Source organism: Williamsia sp. z34, assembly GCF_059553395.1.
On the sequence record NZ_JCANWW010000007.1, the window covers coordinates 59,745 to 78,199 of the forward strand.

At 65.0% G+C, this 18,455-nt stretch carries 16 protein-coding genes, 1 pseudogene and 1 riboswitch; of the genes and pseudogenes, 13 read left to right on the forward strand and 4 right to left on the reverse strand.

The genetic code is table 11. The features are described 5' to 3' along the window. Positions 1-73: 73 nt before the first annotated feature. Positions 74-1,399 carry a Na+/H+ antiporter NhaA gene (gene nhaA / locus AC51GT_RS17975; protein ID WP_496329646.1) on the reverse strand — a complete coding sequence of 442 codons (1,326 nt, stop codon included), beginning with the start codon at positions 1,397-1,399 and terminating at the stop codon, positions 74-76. A gap of 198 nt (positions 1,400-1,597) precedes the next feature. Between nhaA and AC51GT_RS17980 the strand changes: the two genes are divergently transcribed. The 8 genes from AC51GT_RS17980 (at position 1,598) to AC51GT_RS18015 (ending at position 10,380) form a co-directional block, all read left to right on the forward strand. After that, positions 1,598-2,920 carry a uracil-xanthine permease family protein gene (locus AC51GT_RS17980; RefSeq protein WP_496327015.1) on the forward strand — a complete coding sequence of 441 codons (1,323 nt, stop codon included), beginning with the start codon at positions 1,598-1,600 and terminating at the stop codon, positions 2,918-2,920. Positions 2,921-3,119: 199 nt separating this feature from the next. Then, positions 3,120-3,212: riboswitch (SAM riboswitch) on the forward strand. A 151-nt stretch (positions 3,213-3,363) separates the two neighbouring features. Beyond that, positions 3,364-4,329, forward strand: coding sequence for an amino acid ABC transporter permease (locus tag AC51GT_RS17985; RefSeq protein WP_496329647.1), 966 nt, complete (start codon positions 3,364-3,366; stop codon positions 4,327-4,329). After that, a complete protein-coding gene (locus tag AC51GT_RS17990; RefSeq protein WP_496329648.1) occupies positions 4,326-5,108 on the forward strand; it encodes an amino acid ABC transporter ATP-binding protein in 783 nt (260 codons plus the stop codon). The genes AC51GT_RS17985 and AC51GT_RS17990 overlap by 4 nt, the downstream gene beginning before the upstream one ends. Before the next feature lie 36 nt (positions 5,109-5,144). Further along, positions 5,145-6,119, forward strand: coding sequence for an ABC transporter substrate-binding protein (locus AC51GT_RS17995; protein WP_496329649.1), 975 nt, complete (start codon positions 5,145-5,147; stop codon positions 6,117-6,119). 23 nt (positions 6,120-6,142) lie between these two features. Beyond that, positions 6,143-6,691, forward strand: coding sequence for a GNAT family N-acetyltransferase (locus tag AC51GT_RS18000; RefSeq protein WP_496327019.1), 549 nt, complete (start codon positions 6,143-6,145; stop codon positions 6,689-6,691). Then, entirely contained in the window at positions 6,688-7,737 is a 1,050-nt protein-coding gene (locus AC51GT_RS18005; protein WP_496329650.1) for an LLM class flavin-dependent oxidoreductase, read from the forward strand. Before AC51GT_RS18000 ends, AC51GT_RS18005 begins: the two co-directional genes overlap by 4 nt. A 6-nt stretch (positions 7,738-7,743) precedes the next feature. Then, a complete protein-coding gene (locus AC51GT_RS18010) occupies positions 7,744-9,135 on the forward strand; it encodes an NtaA/DmoA family FMN-dependent monooxygenase (RefSeq protein ID WP_496329651.1) in 1,392 nt (463 codons plus the stop codon). Between the two features lie 120 nt (positions 9,136-9,255). Beyond that, positions 9,256-10,380 carry an LLM class flavin-dependent oxidoreductase gene (locus tag AC51GT_RS18015; RefSeq protein ID WP_496329652.1) on the forward strand — a complete coding sequence of 375 codons (1,125 nt, stop codon included), beginning with the start codon at positions 9,256-9,258 and terminating at the stop codon, positions 10,378-10,380. Positions 10,381-10,671: 291 nt separating this feature from the next. Here AC51GT_RS18015 and AC51GT_RS18020 read toward each other — a convergent pair. Further along, positions 10,672-10,890, reverse strand: a pseudogene (locus AC51GT_RS18020) (FAD/NAD(P)-binding protein); the annotation flags it as partial. A 40-nt stretch (positions 10,891-10,930) separates the two neighbouring features. Here AC51GT_RS18020 and AC51GT_RS18025 point away from each other — a divergent pair. Further along, positions 10,931-11,119 carry a hypothetical protein gene (locus tag AC51GT_RS18025; RefSeq protein WP_496329653.1) on the forward strand — a complete coding sequence of 63 codons (189 nt, stop codon included), beginning with the start codon at positions 10,931-10,933 and terminating at the stop codon, positions 11,117-11,119. A 199-nt stretch (positions 11,120-11,318) separates the two neighbouring features. Here AC51GT_RS18025 and AC51GT_RS18030 read toward each other — a convergent pair whose 3' ends face one another. Further along, positions 11,319-12,554 (reverse strand): TY-Chap domain-containing protein, encoded by a 1,236-nt coding sequence (locus AC51GT_RS18030; RefSeq protein WP_496329654.1) that lies wholly within the window; start codon positions 12,552-12,554, stop codon positions 11,319-11,321. Between the two features lie 221 nt (positions 12,555-12,775). Here AC51GT_RS18030 and AC51GT_RS18035 point away from each other — a divergent pair, with 221 nt between their 5' ends. Together AC51GT_RS18035 and AC51GT_RS18040 are read left to right on the forward strand one after the other, a co-directional pair. Next, complete coding sequence (locus tag AC51GT_RS18035; RefSeq protein ID WP_496329655.1) at positions 12,776-13,630, forward strand: ParA family protein; 855 nt, start codon at positions 12,776-12,778, stop codon at positions 13,628-13,630. Continuing rightward, positions 13,627-14,322 (forward strand): GNAT family N-acetyltransferase, encoded by a 696-nt coding sequence (locus AC51GT_RS18040; protein ID WP_496329656.1) that lies wholly within the window; start codon positions 13,627-13,629, stop codon positions 14,320-14,322. Before AC51GT_RS18035 ends, AC51GT_RS18040 begins: the two co-directional genes overlap by 4 nt. 27 nt (positions 14,323-14,349) lie before the next feature. Here the strand turns inward: AC51GT_RS18040 and AC51GT_RS18045 are convergent, their stop codons facing one another. Next, positions 14,350-15,672 (reverse strand): ClC family H(+)/Cl(-) exchange transporter, encoded by a 1,323-nt coding sequence (locus AC51GT_RS18045; protein ID WP_496329657.1) that lies wholly within the window; start codon positions 15,670-15,672, stop codon positions 14,350-14,352. A 161-nt stretch (positions 15,673-15,833) separates the two neighbouring features. On the opposite strand from AC51GT_RS18045, the gene AC51GT_RS18050 reads away from it, so the two are divergent. Then, a complete protein-coding gene (locus AC51GT_RS18050) occupies positions 15,834-16,958 on the forward strand; it encodes an FO synthase (protein WP_496329658.1) in 1,125 nt (374 codons plus the stop codon). Next, on the forward strand, positions 16,955-18,454 hold the full coding sequence (locus tag AC51GT_RS18055; protein ID WP_496327029.1) for a flavin-containing monooxygenase: 1,500 nt from the start codon (positions 16,955-16,957) through the stop codon (positions 18,452-18,454). The genes AC51GT_RS18050 and AC51GT_RS18055 overlap by 4 nt, the downstream gene beginning before the upstream one ends. Position 18,455: the final 1 nt, after the last annotated feature.

An 18,455-nucleotide genomic window follows, 5' to 3' on the forward strand; every position in this document is an offset into this window, starting at 1 on the left:
CGAAGGGTCATTTACCCTTGTCGGTGCCTCACGGGGTCGAAGTTGGTAACCGTCGTGGCGTGAGAGTGGTTGGCTAGCTGTTGTTTTCGTTCTGGTAGATGTCGGGGATGCCGTCGTGGTTGTCGTCGCGCTCTTCTTCTTCCTGAATCCTGCGGTAGTGCCGATTTCGGGCACGCAACAGGATTGATGCGATCAGGGCCGCGCACAGCGATCCGGTCAGCACGCCGATCTTGACGACCTGGTCGCGCTCGGTGCCCAGGCCGAAGGCGAGGTCACCGATGAGTAGCGAGACGGTGAAACCGATGCCGGCGAGGATCGAGATGCCCAAGACGTCGATCCAGCGAACGCTGGCGTCGAGGGAGGCGCGCGTGAATGCCGATAGCAGTCGGGTGGTGCCGAAGATGCCGATCGCTTTGCCGAAGACCAGACCGAAGATGATGCCCAGGGCGATCGGGTCACTCAACGCATCGGTCAGACCGTCGAACCCGCCGATCGCGACGCCGGCGGCAAAGAACGCAAAGATCGGGATCGCGATGCCGGCCGAGATGGGCCGGATCCGGTGTTCGAAGTGCTCGGCCAGACCGATCCCGGCTTCCGGGCCGCCGGCGGCCTTGCTGCGAAGCACGGGAACGGTGAACCCGAGCAGAACACCGGCGACCGTGGCGTGGATCCCGGACTCATGGACGAACACCCAGGTCAGGGTGGCCAGCGGAATGAGCAGCCACCAAGACCGGATTCGTCGCTGCACACAGATGGCGAACAGCACCAGCGGTATCGCGGCGAGCGCGAGCGCGCCGAGATCGATGTCCTCGCTGTAGAAGACTGCGATGACGGTGATGGCGAGCAGGTCGTCGACCACGGCCAGGGTGAGCAGGAACGTCCGCAACGCCACCGGTAGATGCGTGGAGATGACCGCCAGGACGGCCACCGCAAACGCGATGTCCGTCGCGGTGGGAATGGCCCAGCCCTGCGTGGCGCCATCGCCGACGTGGGCGGTGAACGCCACGAAGATGATCGCCGGCACGATCATGCCGCCGACCGCTGCGGCAATCGGGAGGACCGCACGTTTCGGATCGCGGAGGTCGCCGGCGACGAACTCACGTTTGAGCTCGAGGCCGACCACGAAGAAGAAGATCGCGAGCAATCCGTCGGCGGCCCAGGTGGCCAGAGACAAGTCGAGGTGCACGCCCAGGGCGTCGGTGCCGACCCGGAACTCGCTCAGCTCGACGTACGCATCGGACCACGGCGAGTTCGCCCAGATCAGTGCGACCACGGTGGCCACCAGGAGGATTGCCCCACCGATGGTTTCTTTGCGGAGGATGTCGGCGATGCGCGACGCCTCCGCCCATGAGCCGCGGGCAAAGAGTGTCGAGGGGGTTTTTCGATCCTGCGCTGACAACGTTGTGTCCTGTCTAGGGGTCGGAGAAACACGACACGCGCGAACCGTCGAAACGACGGAATCTTGAGCACGCGGCCGACCAGACTTCCCGGCACACCGCCGGTAACTTTACCGTCTTGCGATCAGTGCGGGCCACGTGGCGCCGGAGAATCGGAGGCAATGGCGTGGATCGGCACATAACGCGGCAGACTGTTGCCCATGTCTGAGGAAGATCTGAAGCCGGCTGCGTCCGGCAAGGCGACCACCCAAACCCGGTCGCCGCTGTTCGGTTGGTCGCCGGCCGGGAGCAACGAGGTGGTTGCTCCGACCGAACGGCTGTCGTGGCCGCGCACGGTGGGCATCGGCCTGCAGCACGTGGTGGCCATGTTCGGTGCGACATTCCTCGTTCCGGTACTCACCGGATTCCCACCGGCGACGACGCTGCTGTTCTCCGGAATCGGCACGATCCTGTTCTTGCTGATCACCCGCAACCAATTGCCGAGCTACCTCGGTTCGAGTTTTGCGATCATCGCTCCGGTACTCGCCGCGACGGCCTCTCATGGGCACGGTTCCGCGCTGGGCGGCATCGTGATGGTGGGCGCGGTGCTGGTCGTCATCGGCGTGGTGGTGCACTTCGCGGGCACCGGCTGGATCCACGCGTTGATGCCGCCGATCGTGACCGGAACCATCGTCGCGTTGATCGGCCTGAATCTCGCGCCCACGGCCAAGTCGAACTACGAGCAGGATGCGGTCACGGCCACGCTGGTCCTGGTGCTGCTGATTGCCTCGCTGGTGCTGTTCAAGGGACTGCTCGGACGACTCGCCATTTTCACCAGCGTTGTCATCGGCTACCTGTTCGCCCTGGCCCGCGACAAGGTCGACACCGACCCCATCGGAGCCGCCGATTGGGTCGGCCTGCCCGATTTCCAGGCGCCGACGTTCCATCTGTCGGTGCTGCCGATGTTCTTGCCGGTGGTGCTGGTGCTGGTGGTCGAGAACATCGGGCACGTCAAGTCGATCAACACGATGACCGGGATCAACTACGACCACAAGATCGGTCGCGCCTTGGCTGCCGACGGTATCGCCACGGTCTTGGCCGGTAGCGGCGGCGGTTCTGCCACAACGACGTACGCCGAGAACATCGGTGTCATGGCAGCGACCAAGGTGTACTCGACGGCCGCCTACTGGGTGGCCGGCATCGCCGCGGTGCTGCTGGGTATGTCGCCGAAGGTCGGTGCGGTGATCGCATCGGTCCCGCCGGGTGTCCTCGGTGGTGTGACCACCGCGCTCTACGGTCTGGTCGGCATCCTGGGCGTGCACATCTGGGTGACGAACAAGGTGGACTTCTCCAAACCGGTCAACCAGTTCACCGCCGCCATCGCACTCGTGATCGGTATCGCCGACTTCTCGTGGACGATAGGCGATTTGAGCTTCGGTGGCATCGCACTCGGTGCGCTGGCGGCACTCCTGATCTACCACGTCATGCGCGTGGTCGGCGGCTGGCGCGGAACGGTTGTGGTGGACAAGGCGGACGTCGAGTAGACGTGCACTGACCCGACTGATCGCCCCCTCAAGCTTTTTGAGGGGGCGATCTTTTGTCTGTCACACGAGTTCCGATTTCAGACACAAGGGTGGGGCGCAAGGTTTAAAACATGGTGATTGCAACCCGAAAGCCCAGTGTCGCAAGGCAAATCAAATTCTACCCCTTGACGTCTGGTCCATCGACCGCATAGATTCCTCCTCACCATCCAGAGCGACCGAGAGACTTGGCTCGTCGACGTCGCAGCAACCCCGTCGCAGGACGTGTGGGTGCTACCGCCAAGAACGATGGAGGAACGATTATGGATCGCGCTTCGTGGAGACGTTTGCACGTCGACCTGTGCCGAGCGGGCACCGGCGTCTGTACGTAGGTCTGACCCACCTCACCCACACATTCTTGCCCTATTGGAAGGCCCTTCAGCGATGCTCGCTGCGCGCATACACCGGTGGTCACAGTGACCCAGATAGATATCCGCTCCACGCTCGACGAACCCGCGGCGGTGGACGACGCCGACCTGGTCATCGCGCGGAAGTGGCATCCATGGCGTTGGATCATCGCGATTGCCGCGCTGATCGTTGTCGCCCAGTTCTTGCACGGATTTGCGACCAACCCGGGCTGGGATTGGGGGACGTTCGCGCAGTACTTCACCGCGTCGTCGGTGATGTCTGCGTTGTGGCTGACCATCCAGTTGACGTTCTGGGGATCGCTGTTCGGATTTGCGATCGGCATCGCGCTGGCCGCGGCCAGGCTGTCGAAAAATCCGGTACTGCAGGTGATTGCCTGGTTCTACATCTGGGCGTTTCGTTCGATCCCCTTGATCGTCCAGTTGCTGTTCTGGTTCAACCTCGCGTACCTCTATCAGTCGCTGTCGGTGGGAGTTCCGTTCGGGCCGGGCTTCTTCGAGTTCAACGTCAACAATGTGATCAGTGGTTCGGCTGCGGCCATCATCGGTCTGGCGTTGCACCAGGCGGCGTATTCGGCGGAGATCATCCGGGCCGGGATCATCTCGGTGGATCAGGGTCAGCTCGAAGCCGCTGCCGCACTGGGTATTCCGAAGCGCCGCGAGTTTTTCAAGATCATTCTGCCGCAGGCGATGCGGGGAATCCTTCCGAACGCCGCGAACGAGGTCATCAGCTTGTTCAAGGGCACTTCGATCGTGTCGGTCATGGCAATTGCCGAGTTGTTCTACCAGGTGCAGGTCATCTACGGGCGCAGTGGACGGGTCGTCCCGCTGCTGATGGTTGCCACTGTCTGGTACATCGTCCTGACGTCGATCTTGTCGGTGGTGCAGTTCTACGTGGAGCGGCACTATGCCAAGGGCGCGCTGCGGACCATTCCGTTGACGCCGGTGCAGCAGATCCGAAAGCGGTTCTCCGACATCTCCTTTGCTCCACGCGGGGCGACCCGATGACCGAGGCGATAGAGAATTCGAGGTACGCGGTCGAGGTCAGGGGAGTTCACAAGTCTTTCGGCGATCTGGAGGTGCTCAAGGGTGTCGATCTGGTGGTACGCCCAGGTGAGGTCACCGCGATCATCGGTCCGTCGGGATCAGGCAAGTCGACGCTGTTGCGTGCCCTCAACCACCTGGAGAAAGTCGATCACGGCACCGTCCGTGTCGATGGTGACCTGGTGGGGTACAAACGCAAGGGAAACAAGCTTCACGAGCTGAGCAACAAGGAGATTCTGCAGCAGCGCTCGCGGATCGGTTTTGTGTTCCAGAACTTCAACCTGTTTCCGCATCTGACCGCACTGGAGAATGTGATCGAGGCGCCGATCTCGGCACAGAGACGCAAGCGGTCGGACGTCGAGCCTGAGGCAGTGGCTTTGCTCGAGCGCGTCGGCGTCGGTGAGAAGGCGCACGAATACCCACGCAGGCTCTCGGGTGGGCAGCAGCAGCGGGTTGCGATCGCTCGCGCACTTGCACTGCGGCCCAAGGTGATCCTGTTCGACGAGCCGACATCAGCGCTCGATCCCGAACTCGTCGGCGAAGTACTCGAAGTCATCCGTGGGCTCGCCCGCGACGGTGCGACGCTTGTCATCGTGACCCACGAAGTGGGTTTCGCACGCGAGATCGCCGACACGGTGGTTTTCATGGATGGCGGCGTCATCGTCGAACAGGGAACCCCGACCGAACTCATCGACTCTCCCAAGGAAGAACGCACCAAAGCCTTTCTCGCGCACGTCCTCTGAACCGTCTTCACTCAATCCGACAAACAAGGAACAACCATGTCCAGAACAAGCCGTCGACTCGCGGTCGTCGCGTCCGCATTTGCCACGCTCGCATTGCTGGTCACCGGGTGCAGCGAACCCGCTGCCGAGTCCGAAGTGGTCACGTCCGACGGACAGAGTTTCGACCTGTCGCCGGAGCAGTCCAGCCGAGTCCGCGTCGACAAGGTCGACGACATCGCGGCCAAGGTGCCCCAAGCGATCCGCGATCGGGGCACGCTGGTCGTGACCGGTGCCGGCGGTACCGCTCCACCGCTGCGGTTCTACGCCACCGATGACAGGACGATCATCGGATCGGAGGTCGACTTCACGTACCTGATCGGCGATATCCTCGGCCTCGACGTTGATCTGAAGGTTGCTGACTGGTCGCAGAACTTCGTCAAGATCGACTCCGGTGAGAACGACCTGTTCATCTCCAATGTCACCGTGACCGAAGAGCGCAAGGACAAGTACGACTTCGCCACGTACCGTTTGGACAACCTCGCCTTCGAAGCGCCCAAGGACAGTGGCTGGAAGGTCGAAGGCCGCAAGGATATTGCGGGCAAGAAGATCGGAGTCGGTTCCGGAACCAATCAGGAACAGCTGCTGGTCGACTGGAACGAACAAAATGTCGCCGAAGGTCTCGCGCCGGCAGAGATCGCGTACTACCAGAACGCATCCGATTACTACCTGGCTCTGGGTTCGGGGCGCATCGACGGATACTTCGGTCCCAACCCGTCGTCGGTCTACCACGCTGCGACCTCGGGCGACACCGAGGTGATCGGCGTGTTCTCCGGTGCGGGTGATGCACTGCAGGGCGAGATCGCGGTTCTGACCAAGAAAGACAACGGCCTCATCCAGGCCATCAACGAAGCGATCAACCACGCTATTGAAGACGGCAGCTATCAGAAGGTCATCGACCGTTGGGGCCTGCAGTCCGAGGCCGTCACCGTCTCGGAGATCAACCCGCCCGGACTTCCACGTACCGAAGGATAGGTCTCCCGATGGAGGGAAGACGAGTGAGTGCACGACCCAGTGGAGCCGGCCGAGCGGCCACCGCCACGGCTGATACTGCACACCTGCAGATCACCACGGTCCATCAGGACGATCCGCTGGCTTCCCCGCTGATCGAGGAGTTGGCTCTCGAGTACAGCTCTCGTTACGGGCGCAGCCCGGGGGAGCAGTACAGCGAACTGCGGGCTTATCCCGCAGAGGAGTTCGCGCCGCCGGGGGGTGTGCTGATCGTCGCATTGGCCGACGGTGCCCCGGTCGCCGGTGGTGCGTTCCGTCAGTACGACGCCACCACCGCCGAACTCAAGCGCATCTGGACGGCGTCGGCGTACCGGGGCCGGGGGTACGGCAAGGCAATCGTGGCAGAACTCGAGACGATCGCAACCAGCCGTGGCTATCGCCGAATCTTTTTGACAACCGGATGGAACCAGCCCGAGGCAGTGGCGTTGTATCTCGCTGCCGGTTACACGCCGCTGTACGACACCACACTGCCCTCCGACGAGGTCGGCGTGCATCCGTTCGAGAAGAATCTGGATTCGAAAGAGGTTTGTGCATGAGCGTTTTCGCCCTGGGTATCGAGCTCGATGGGGAGGGACGTCATCCGGCGGCGTGGCGACGGGCATCTCATGCACCTGACGCCTTGCTGACCGGAGAGACCGTGCGACGGAGAGTGGCTGCTGCGGAGAACGCCGGCTTCACGTTGGCGACGTTCGACGACTCGATCGTCGGTGCTACCAGCGAGATCGTCGGTCGCATCGACGCGCCCAACCGGGCGGCCTTCGTGGCCGCGACGACATCGACCATCGGACTTGTACCGCTGATCGGTACGACATACGCCGAACCGTTCCATACGGCTTCACAATTGGCCACTCTCGACTACGCGTCGCGTGGACGGGCCGGGTGGATCGCGGCACCCGTCACCGACAGTGCCGCGTCGAAGGTATGGGGCCGACCCGTGGTGGTGGGCGAGTCAGAACGTGCACGCGAACAGCATGATTCGATCACCGTCGCCCGTGATCTGTGGGACTCCTGGGAGGACGATGCGGTGATCCGCGATTTCGCCTCGGGCCGGTTTCTCGATCGAGACAAGCTGCACTACATCGATTTTCAGGGTGAGAGTTTCTCCGTGAAGGGTCCGGCGATCGTTCCCAGGCCACCGCAGGGACAATTGGTGGTGTTCGGAACCGCGGGCGACGTCGATGTACGCCTGGTCTCGGCGCCTTCCGTCGCCGCGATTGCCACGGCCGCGAGGGCCTTCGACAGGCTTGCCTTTGCCGAACTCGATGTCACCCTCGACACCGCCACCGAATCGGGTGCCGAGCGACTGGAGCATCTGAACTCGTACACGCCGGCCCAGGAGTCGGGGCGTCTCCAATTCATCGGCAGTGGAGACGAACTCACCGAACTCCTGACGGAGTTGGCCGGCCATGTCGACGGCGTCAGAATCCATCCCGCCGTCGTCGATGAGGATCTGGTGGTTCTCGCTCGCCACGTGTTGCCGCGCCTGTTCGCCGCCGGCACCAGCCATCGTCCGGTGCCGGGGTCGACATTGCGCGCCAACCTCGGCCTCACCCGTCCCGCAAGTCGCTACCAGAAGGCCTGATACGTCATGACCGTTCTCCGCCCCGATGCCCACGTGCACTTCGGTGTCTTCTTCCAGGGCGTCAACCACACCACCATCTGGTCCGATCCGGCGAGTGCGTCGCAGATCGACTTCGAGAGCTTCCGCCGTGTGATCACCACTGCAGAACGCGGATTGTTCGACGCGTTCTTCCTCGGCGAAGGCCTGCGTCTGCGCGAACAGCAGGGCAAGATCCTCGATCTCGACATCGCCGGACGGCCCGATGCCATCGCGCAACTGTCGGCCGTCGCCGGGATCACGTCGCACATCGGACTCGTAGCGACCCAGAACACCACCTACAACGAGCCGGCGGACCTCGCCCGACGCCTCGCTGGACTCGATATTCTCTCGGGTGGCCGCGCCGGGTGGAATGTGGTGACAACCGACAACGCGTGGACGGGGGAGAACTTCCGGCGCGGCGGGTTCCTCGACCACGAACTGCGGTACGAGCGTGCCGGACAGTTCATCCAGGTCGCGCGAGAGATCTGGGATTCGTGGAATGACCATGCGATCTCCTCGTCTCGGGATGCGGATTCCTGGGCGGCGAAGGATGCAGTCCGTACCGTTCGCCACACGACGTCGCAGTTCGACGTGGAGGTGACCCCGACCCTTCCGCGCAGCGCCCAGGGGCATCCGGTGATCTTCCAGGCCGGTGACTCACCGACCGGGCGTGACTTCGCGGCCGCCCATGCCGAGGTGATCTTCTCCGCTCACGGAACGCATTTCGATGATGCGCTGGCGTTCGCGACCGACATCCGGGCTCGCCTGCGCAAGGCCGGCCGACCGGACGATGACATCAAGATCCTGCCCGGTACCCAGATCGTGTTGGCGGAGAACGCCTCCGAGGTCGAGGAGAAGGAGCGGTGGGTCCGCGAGGGGCAGTTCACCGGGCAGACGGCGCTCTCGCTTGTCGGACAGGTGTGGGGCCGTGACCTTTCCGATCGTGATCCCGATGGTCCACTACCTGAGGAGGATCCAGTACCGGCACCTATCTCGGTGACGCGAGGGGCGGCCCGGGACGGTAAGGACCCGATCGTGATCGCCCAGGAATGGCGGGCATTGGCCGAGGCGAAGAATCTGTCGCTGCGGGAGGTGGCCATCGCGACGACGGCGCGCTCCGGATTTGCCGGCACACCAGGACAGGTGGCCGACGAACTGGTCAAGTGGGTTCGCAGTGGTGCGACCGATGGGTTCAACATCTCGCCGTACATCGTGCCGGGCGGGCTCGATGACATCGTCAATTGGTTGGTGCCGGAGCTGCAAGAACGCGGCGCCTATCGGATCGCGTACGACACAGATACCCTGCGCGGGCACTTGGGCCTACGTGAACCACTGACGCGACGCGAGCGCGGTGGCAGCGATATCAGCGCTGCAGGTTGACCCACGCGCCTCCGCCCGATCTTCCCAGATGTTCGGCCTGGCGCTGACTTTCGGCGACGATACCGTTGGCCGCAGTCTCGGGTTGCTGTGCGCGGTGGCCGACCGGAGAAGGAGGCGAGCATGAAGTTCTCATGGTTTCTGCCGACCGGAGGTGATGACGAACAACTCGGCGCAGGCTCGCATGGCGTCGGGATTGCGCGCGGCGGTACCGCCACCAGTGGCGTCGCAGGTAAGTCCGGTGCGCATCGCGACGCAACGTTGGACTACCTGACAGAAATCGCGCAAACCGTGGACCGCTTGGGGTTTCACGCCGTCCTGACACCGACCGGGGCGCACTGCGAGGATTCGTGGCTCGTGACATCTGCTTTGATCGCCGCCACCGAGCGGTTGAAGTTCCTCGTCGCGTTCCGTCCGGGTGCGGTGGCTCCGGTGCTCTCGGCGCAGATGGTCAGTACGTTCCAACGATTGTCCGGTGGGCGTGCTCTTCTCAACGTGGTTGTCGGCGGCGACGATTCGGAACAGCGTGCGTACGGCGACACGGCGGGCAAGGACGATCGCTACCGTCGGGCACAGGAGTTTCTCGAGATCGCACGAGCGGTCGGGAATGGCCAAGACGTGCGGGTGGACAGTGAGTTCTACACGGTAGAGCGCGACGGCGGCGGGTTCAGTGGGTACGATCCGGTGCCGCTACCCGAGGTGTATCTGGGCGGTTCCTCGGCGGCGGCGATCGAGGTGGCAGCGGCGCAAGCCGACGTATTCCTCACGTGGGGCGAGCCGCCGGCGGAGGTTGCCGAGAAGCTGGCCGTGGTCAAGGCCAGTGCCGCCGAGAAGGGCAGGTCTGTCCGAGGTGGCATCAGATTGCACGTCATCACGCGCGAGAGCGCCGGCGAGGCGTGGGATGCGGCGGAGAACCTCATCGCCGGCTTGGATGACGAGACGATCGAACGTCGGCAAAAAGCTTTGCGGACACTGGGTTCGGTTGGCCAACGCCGCATGCTCGACCTGCACGGTGGCGACCGCTCGAAACTGCTCGTCGCGCCCAACTTGTGGGCCGGGTTCGGCCTCGTGCGCGGGGGAGCCGGCACGGCACTGGTCGGAAGCCACGAGGAGGTGACCGCGCGCATCGAGGAATACCGGGACGTGGGTATCGAGGAGTTCATCTTCTCCGGCTACCCGCATCTGGAAGAGGCAGTGCACTTCGGGACCGGAGTGCTCCCCAGATTCCGCGAGGTCCCCGGCAGCTGAGATGGGCGCGGTTACCGGGTCGCCGCCACGCTCGGCTGATCGAAGTGTGCGCTGACGTCCACGCTGAGCAGTTCGGACGCCTGGAAATCGTTGTGACGAAAGAAGCGGTGCTGCTCGCGCGGAATGTCCCGGTGGCGGCGTCAGTGGTGAACGAGACCTCGGGCCCGAGGAAGCGGACCACGCCCGCACGGGAGAGCGCGAGCAACTGTTCCAGGCGCAGCGGAGGGGGACCGCTGGCGTGGCCTGCACCCATTCGGCCAGCGTGGGGCCGGGGCGCAGGGGCCCGTCGATCGTGGTGGTGTCGTCGGTGAACATCGTGACGTCGGCGGCGATGGAGTTCATCCACAGCAGCGGAGGTTGGCTTTCGCGCCAGATGCGGCCCGCCCCTGGAGAGAACGGGTCGATGACGTGGACGTGAAGGTCGCGGTCGGTGACGCAGGCCAGCAGACGCTCGAGTACACCCGTTCCGCGTGGGCCGGCGCCGACGATCGCGATGGTCAACGGGCTCATGTGTCCTCTTCGTGGGTGTTTGGCGCACAGTCGAGGGTCAATGTCCGACGGTGGGTCGATCCATCGGGTGCTCGCCGATCCGAGCAACCTGGTATCCGCGGAACTGCGTACCGCCGGGTTCGAGGTGCGCACCGTTCGTGACGCCGGGCACGTCGTTCATCTGGACGACTTGGCAGGGTTCTTGGAGGCGCTGGATCTCGCTCGATTCGATGTGCCGGTGTCGACATGAGCGAACGCAGACGCCCGTGAAGACCGTCACCGGGCAGGTGGCATCGAGCTCGGAGCGCGGTTCGCGGAGGTCGTCTTCACATCACGTTCCGCGAGAATCTGGAGTTGCCGGCTCTGCCGCCTCATGAAGCGACAGGGATCTGACTCCGGCGGACCCGCCGTCGCCGAACACCACAGCCGAACAACACAAGCGGACTCGGTCAGTCCGGCCGGAGTGCATCCACGTCGGAGGACGTGGTCCTGGCCTTGCGCCGGGTGCGATCGCCGGGCAACACCACCGCACGCAGACCGGACCGCAGGGCCTCTTTGGTGCAGGCCCATCCGTCGGCCTCATGGATGCAGGCACGGGCCTCGTCGACGTCGCCGCGTTCGGCGGCGTCGTCTGCGGCGCGACGCCAGGAGATCGTCTCGTCGGTGCTGATCCGGAGGTACCGCAGGATCGCGTCGCGGTCGTAGTCGCAGATCTCGGCGACCTCGTGGGGAGCGAGGACACCCGTTCCGTCCGGGTCGAGGTGCAGCAGGACCATCAGTGCCGGCGGTAGGCCGTCGTTGTGGTCGGCTGAATCAAGGGCGGCGCCCGTGACGTCACCGGTGACTCCGGCACACGCGATTTCGCGGGCGATCACGCCGGCGCCGATCCGCATGAACTTGAACCAGGCATGCATGGCGTCCTCGACAACCGAGGGCGTGAACACTTCCGCGTCGATGCTGATCTGGGCGACGGCGTGATTGTGGGAGATGACGAAGTCGACCTCGGGCCAGTGCGGGCCATGGATGTCGAAGACCGCGCGCACGTGCGGGTTCGTGTCGATGTCCGGCGCGAGCATCGTGAACAGGTCGACGTAGGACTCGGTGGTCCGCACGCGCAGCCACGAGGTGAGACCGCCGAGGGTGAAGGTGATGTCGCCGTCGTGATCTTTGGTGATGGGGTCGCAGGTCACCTGGGCCAGGACACCCTCGACCAGGGCCTGCAGGTGGGCCGGGCCGCTGGGCCGGACCGAGACGTCTGCCGGGGGTGCGCCGTCGTCGTTGCCCGGGACGGGTCGGTCGAAGAATGCGGGGTGCACCACCTGCCAGTGGTCACGGATCACCGCGGTGGCCTCGGCGGCGAGCCGGTCGACGTGGCGGCGACCGACCGACAGCGTGAACTCGCCCGAGTTCAGTGCCCGCCAGCCGCGTTCGAGCAGGGCTTGGGGAGCCGCGCTCTGGTCAGGCCAGAGGTACTTCGGGAACTCCGACGACAGACCGCAACGGATCCGTCCGGCGCCGGTGACAGTGAAGGTCAACGCCTGCGCATGTTCTTCGAACGGGGTGTCGGGTCGGTCCAGGACGTAGCGGTCACCCTGCTTCAAATCGGCCAGGGTGTCGGCCAGCGATAGCCGGAACTGCGCCCACGAATCATCCATCGAACTGTCGAAGTCGAACGGATCGGTCATGGTTGCTCCTGACTGTTGCTGGACCGTTTGACTGTGACCCTATAGCGCATCTGATCGTTACGGTCATTTAGCACGTTCTACGTTAATGGCAGGGTCCGACAGATCCGTATCCGAGCTGGTCAGATGCCTGTCTTGAACTATTTGTTCGAGGTGTGAGGTGGGCCTCTCCGTCGTAAGTTGATCAGCAGAATCCGCCGAACCGGCTGTAGGGAGCACTCCGCGTGGCCAAGGTGATCGCGACCATCAGCCTCAAGGGAGGCGTGGGCAAAACGACGGTGACGGCCGGAGTCGCGGAGTTCCTGGCCGGCGAGTTCGGGCAGCGGGTCCTCGTCGTCGACCTCGACTCCCAGATCAACCTGACCACGATGATGATCGGTGAGCAGCGCTGGCTGGAACTGAATCGAGCCGGGCGGACACTTGCCACCCTGTTCAACGACGCACTGGACGGCACCGCGGACTTCGCGATCGGGTCCGCGGTGCAGCGGTCGGTGTCGTCGGTCGGGGCGGTGACCGGCCTCGACCTCTTGCCGTCCTCGCTCGATCTCATCGAAGTGCAGGAAGAGGTCAGCGCGCTGCGGGTGCGGGCCGACGACACGTTGGCCGCGGTCACCATCCTGCGGGACGCGATCGCACCGATCCGCGACTCCTACGACTACATCCTTATCGACTGCCCGCCCAACGTCGGCCCGATCACCCTCAACGGCCTGGCGATGGCCGACGGCTACATCATCCCGGCCATCCCGGACGTGCTGTCGACCCACGGCATCCCCCAGATCCAGCGGCGGGTCAAGGAGTTCAGCGACGAGATCGGCCAACAGATCGTCGAACTCGGCGTGGTGATCACGAAGATGCGAGCGAACTCGACCGTCCACCAGTCGACGATCATGAAGCTACGGCGCGATCCGAACATCCAGAACGTGCTGCCGAGCTATTTGCCGGAATCCAATTCGATTGCAGGTGCAGCAGAGTTTCAGGTGTACTCGACGTTGAAGAGCAAGTACGGAACGCACGGCCAGTTCGATCGGTTTCGTGGACTGACAAGGAACTTGATGACGGAGGCGGAGCGGAAACTATGAGATCTCAGCCCGTTCCCGCCGTCGAGGCGCTCGATGATCCGATCGGCGCCTCGCTCCATGGCTTTCATGCCCACCTCGCCCAGGTCGCCGGGCGGGTGCGACGATTTGAGCCCGGAGTCTCGAAGTTCATGTCGATTCCCCCGGACCCCACACCTGACGATTGGGCGGCGGCAGCAGCCCTGGCGGTCTCGTCCGGGGTGATTCTGTTCAGTGCCACGCCCTACGTCGTACCGGAGTATTGGCCGGCGTCCAGCACTGTCGACCTCGTGCAGATGGTGGCCGAAAATGTCGGTGGTGCAGGTGATCCCGACGCGGTGATTCTGGATGAGGCCGACGTACCCGAGATGTTGGCGCTGACCGCAGCGACCAAGCCCGGTCCGTTCACGGCCCGGACCATCGAACTCGGAACCTACGTGGGTATCCGGGACCAGGGACAACTGGTGGCGATGGCGGGGGAGCGGATGCGGGTGTCCGGCTGGACGGAGATCAGTGCGATCTGCACGGCCCGCAGCCACCGCGGACAGGGCCTGGCGGCACGTCTGATCCACACCTTGGCCGGTCAGATCCACGCCCGCGGGGAACAGATGTTCCTGCATGCGGCGATCACGAACACGTCGGCGATCAGGCGGTACGAGCGCCTCGGTTTTCGTGAGCGACGACGTTTGGTGGCCACCGGTCTGAGTGAGATCTGACCCGGGTGTGAGTGACGCGGTGGCCGGTCACGCGTGCGGCTTGGAATTGAGCATCCGTACGCGGAGGCTGTCGTAGATCGGTTGCGAACCCGCGAGCTGGGCGACCACCACGGCCATCGCCGTCGCCGCGATCATCGGAACGGTCACGGAGGTGACCGCAGTCATCTCGATGACGAGCAGCATCCCGGTCAGCGGGGCCCGGACCACGGCGCCGAAGAACGCCGCCATACCCACAACGGCCATCGCGATCTTCAGTGACGAGTCCACGCCCGGCACGAAAACGTCTGCGACACCGACGAACAGAACGCCCCAGAGGGCGCCGACCGCGAGCAACGGGGCGAACAGACCACCCGGCGTCGCCGACGCGTAGGACAAGGGGCCGGCGAACAACCGGACCACGAGGTAGCCGACGACCGCGGTCAGTGCGATATTGCCGCCGCCGATCAGCTTCTGCGCCAGGTCATCCCCGCCGCCGGCGGCCAGCGGGTCGACGACCAGGAGTGCACCGACGATCGCGCCGATGATGGCCGCTTTGACTTCTCGCGGGACGGTGGCAAAGCGCGCCACCAGATCGAGTGACCCGAGGATCAGCTTGTTGTAGAACACGCCGAGGACGCCGGTGAGAAGGCCGAAGACCACGAACACCGGCAGCAGGGTGATCGACGGGGAATCGACGTCGACGACCCGGAAATCGGGGTGGTCTCCCAGGATGATGCGCGAGCAGCCCACCGCCACCGCCACTGCCAGCAACGTCGTGATGACCGTGCGTGCCCGGAACGTCTTGGTCACCTCTTCGAAGACGAACAACGCGCCGCCCAACGGGGCGTTGAAGGCAACGGCGAGTCCGGCTCCGGCAATGGACGTCTCCAGCAGTCGGGCATCGTCGTCGCCGAGCTGGACCCGGCGGCCGGCCTCGGCGCCGATCGCCGCCCCCATGTGGACTGTCGGGCCCTCCCTGCCCAGGACGAGTCCGGACCCGATCGACAGCAGGCCACCGAAGAACTTGGCAGGCAGCACCCGCAGCGGTGACGCCTTCGCCTCGCCCCGAGAAACCGCCTCGACGCGTTGGATACCGCTGCCCGAGGCCTGCGGGACCCACCGGACGATCAGCGCGGCCAGTCCCGCGCCGGTCGCGGTGACGGCCACCGGGATCAGCCACCCGGGTCCGGGCAGCTCGTGCGCCCACTCGAGCATGTCGCCGCGCCACTGGTCGGCCTCGCGCAGGCACCACCGGAATGCGCCGCCGACGAAGCCGATCAAGATGCCGCAGACAACCGCGAGAACGCAGAGCATCCCGATCCCGCGTACCGAGCCGAGACCACCGTCGGAAACAGCCCGAGATTCCGCCATCGTGTCTGCTTCTCCCTGCGCTGACGTGGTGATTGTCACTGGATCGACGACTCTGCGGTAACTCTAGTGGCCCAGTTGGCCCGGGCCGGCGTCTTTGATGGCGGGTGTCTGAGGTGTACCTGCGGCGAACACCGGTCGTGGTCCGGTTCTAGAGTCGAAGGATGACGATGCGAAGGTCCTGGGCCGAAGACACTCGGCTCCCCGGGTCCACGGTGCGGCCGGCGCTGCGCCGGGTTGCCGACAATTCGGCGTCGCTCGACGATGACGAGTGGATTCTGCTGCTGCAAGCGCAGGGTGACGAGCTGGACGAACTGTGTGAACTGGCAGATTCTGCCCGTCGCACCGCGGTCGGCGACGAACTCACCTTTGTTGCCAACCGGAACCTCGACACCGGTGCCGTGCTCGACCTCGGCGCATCGCCGCGACTCGAGGACCTCGTCGTCGAAGCCTGGACGCTCGGCGCCACCGAGATCTGCCTGCAGGGTCCGGTGCCGCAGTCGCGGCCGGCGAGCGACTACCTGACGGTGGTCGAACGTATTCGGGCCGCCGCGCCGGAGATGCATCTGCACGCCTATCGGGTACCGGAGGTGATCGATGCCGCCGACCGCCTCGGGATCACCGTCCGCGACTTCTTGTCGTCTGCCCGCGCCGCCGGGGTCGGCACTGTCCCCGGGACCGCCGCGCAGATACTCGATGACGCAGTCCGGGAAGCGCTCTCGCCGACCGGTCAGGCGCTGCCGGTTCAGGCGTGGGTCGAGACGATATCCACCGCGCACGATGTCGGCCTCAAGTCCACCGCGACGATGCTCTACGGGCACCTCGAACGGCCGGAGCATCAGGTGGCACATCTGCGGCTGTTGGGCCAGATCCAGGCGCGTACGGGCGGTTTCACCGAACTCATCCTGATGCCGATGCTGCCGGAGTTGGCTCCACCGCATCTGCGCGAGCGGGCCACCCGCGGTCCGTCGCTGCGGGAGACGAGGGCGGTGCACGCGGTGGCGCGGCTGATGCTGCAGGCGTCGTTCGATCACGTCCAGGCCGCCTGGCCCAAGCTCGACGCCGAAGCGCTCATGGCGGTCCTGCGCGGTGGTGCCGACGACGTGGGGGGCGTGCTGATCGACGGGACCCTGATGCCGGGCGCCGGCCCGGAGAGCGGCAGGCAGTTGCTGCCTGCCGATGTGGACCGCCTGGCCGCGGACCTGCGCCGGTCCGTCCGCCAGCGCACCACTCCCTACGGCTGCGCTCCGGCCGATCGTCGCGACGTCCTGCGACGGGTTTTTGCATGACCGGGCCGAACCCGCTGCCCGACTACGTCGATGTCGCGATCGTCGGGGCCGGATTCGCCGGGCTCGGGATGGCGATCCGCACCGCGCGCCGCGGCGACGAGAGTTTCGTGATCCTCGAACGGGAGAACGCGGTCGGCGGTACCTGGCGGGACAACCGGTACCCGGGGGTGGCCTGTGACGTGCCCGCACACGTGTATTCGTTCTCGTTCCGTCCGCCGGGCGACTGGGAATCGCTGTTTGCCGCGGGCGAACAGATCCACACCTATCTGGAGCAGGCGGCCGCGGAGGAAGGGCTGCTGCCGCACCTGCATCTCGGCGTCGACGTGACCCAGACGAAATGGCTGCCCGACGAACTGTGTTGGGCCGTTTCGACCACGGCCGGTGAACTCCGGGCGCGCGTACTGGTGGTCGCGGTGGGACGTCTGGCCGACCCGCTCGTTCCGCCGATCCCGGGGATGGATGCGTACCCGGGCAGTGTCTTCCACACGGCGCGCTGGGACAACTCCGCGCCGATCGACGGTGCTCGGGTCGGCGTGGTCGGCACCGGTGCCTCGGCGATTCAGCTGGTCCCCGAATTGGCGCGGCGCGCAGGGGAACTGGTGGTGTTCTCCCGCAGCGCGCCGTACGTGGTGCCGCGCGGCAACCGGCCCTACAGCCCGGCCGAGCGTGAAGAGTTACAGGTCAAGGCCAACGCCGATCGTCTCCGGGAGGAGCTGTTCACCGAGGCGGACAAGGCTTTTGGGCAGCGCCGCGGCCTGCACCCCGACATCGACCAGATCCGTGACCGGGCGCTGGGCCATCTCCATGCGCAGGTCACCGATCCGGACCTGCGTGCCGACCTCACGCCGCACTACGAGATCGGTTGCAAGCGAATCCTGTTGAGCGACGACTTCTATCCCACCATGATCCGGCCGAACGTCACGCTCGAACCCTCCGCGTTGGCAGAGTTCGACGGGACCCGAGCGGTTGCCGCCAGTGGGAAGGCGTACGAACTCGACACCGTCGTGATGGCGACCGGTTTCTCCGCGGCCCGCCCGGAGTTCGCCACCCGCATCATCGGGGTCGACGGTGAACGGCTGTCGGAGCATTGGCGGGCCGGGATGGTCTCGTATGCGTCCACCGCCATCAGCGGTTACCCCAACATGTTCGTCCTCGACGGACCGAATGCCGCACTGGGCCACAATTCGGCGATCTACATGATCGAAACCCAGATCGACTACGTCCTCGGTGCGCTCGACCACCTCAACGACAGCGGTACCCGCGCGGTGGAGGTGACGGCTGCCGCCGAACAGGCCTACACCCGGGAGATCGACGAGCGCAGTGCGTCGACGGTGTGGCTCAGTGGGTGCAGTAGTTGGTATCTGGATCCGACCAGTCGTCGGCTCACCCTGCTCTGGCCCGGCACCGGGCGCTCGTTCCGGGAACGCAACGGAACGTTCGACCCGTATCACTACGAGCGCATCTGGGCACCGGATTCGGTCGACCTGCCGGTCTGAA

What these genes read in the sequence shown, in the direction of transcription:
- AC51GT_RS17980 (WP_496327015.1), top strand. Translation starts at nt 1,598, where the DNA reads ATGTCTGAGGAAGATCTGAAGCCGGCTGCGTCCGGCAAGGCGACCACC.
- AC51GT_RS17990 (WP_496329648.1), top strand. Translation starts at nt 4,326, where the DNA reads ATGACCGAGGCGATAGAGAATTCGAGGTACGCGGTCGAGGTCAGGGGA.
- AC51GT_RS17995 (WP_496329649.1), top strand. Translation starts at nt 5,145, where the DNA reads ATGTCCAGAACAAGCCGTCGACTCGCGGTCGTCGCGTCCGCATTTGCC.
- AC51GT_RS18005 (WP_496329650.1), top strand. Translation starts at nt 6,688, where the DNA reads ATGAGCGTTTTCGCCCTGGGTATCGAGCTCGATGGGGAGGGACGTCAT.
- AC51GT_RS18010 (WP_496329651.1), top strand. Translation starts at nt 7,744, where the DNA reads ATGACCGTTCTCCGCCCCGATGCCCACGTGCACTTCGGTGTCTTCTTC.
- AC51GT_RS18015 (WP_496329652.1), top strand. Translation starts at nt 9,256, where the DNA reads ATGAAGTTCTCATGGTTTCTGCCGACCGGAGGTGATGACGAACAACTC.
- AC51GT_RS18025 (WP_496329653.1), top strand. Translation starts at nt 10,931, where the DNA reads ATGTCCGACGGTGGGTCGATCCATCGGGTGCTCGCCGATCCGAGCAAC.
- AC51GT_RS18030 (WP_496329654.1), bottom strand. Translation starts at nt 12,554, where the DNA reads ATGACCGATCCGTTCGACTTCGACAGTTCGATGGATGATTCGTGGGCG.
- AC51GT_RS18040 (WP_496329656.1), top strand. Translation starts at nt 13,627, where the DNA reads ATGAGATCTCAGCCCGTTCCCGCCGTCGAGGCGCTCGATGATCCGATC.
- AC51GT_RS18045 (WP_496329657.1), bottom strand. Translation starts at nt 15,672, where the DNA reads ATGGCGGAATCTCGGGCTGTTTCCGACGGTGGTCTCGGCTCGGTACGC.
- AC51GT_RS18050 (WP_496329658.1), top strand. Translation starts at nt 15,834, where the DNA reads ATGACGATGCGAAGGTCCTGGGCCGAAGACACTCGGCTCCCCGGGTCC.
- AC51GT_RS18055 (WP_496327029.1), top strand. Translation starts at nt 16,955, where the DNA reads ATGACCGGGCCGAACCCGCTGCCCGACTACGTCGATGTCGCGATCGTC.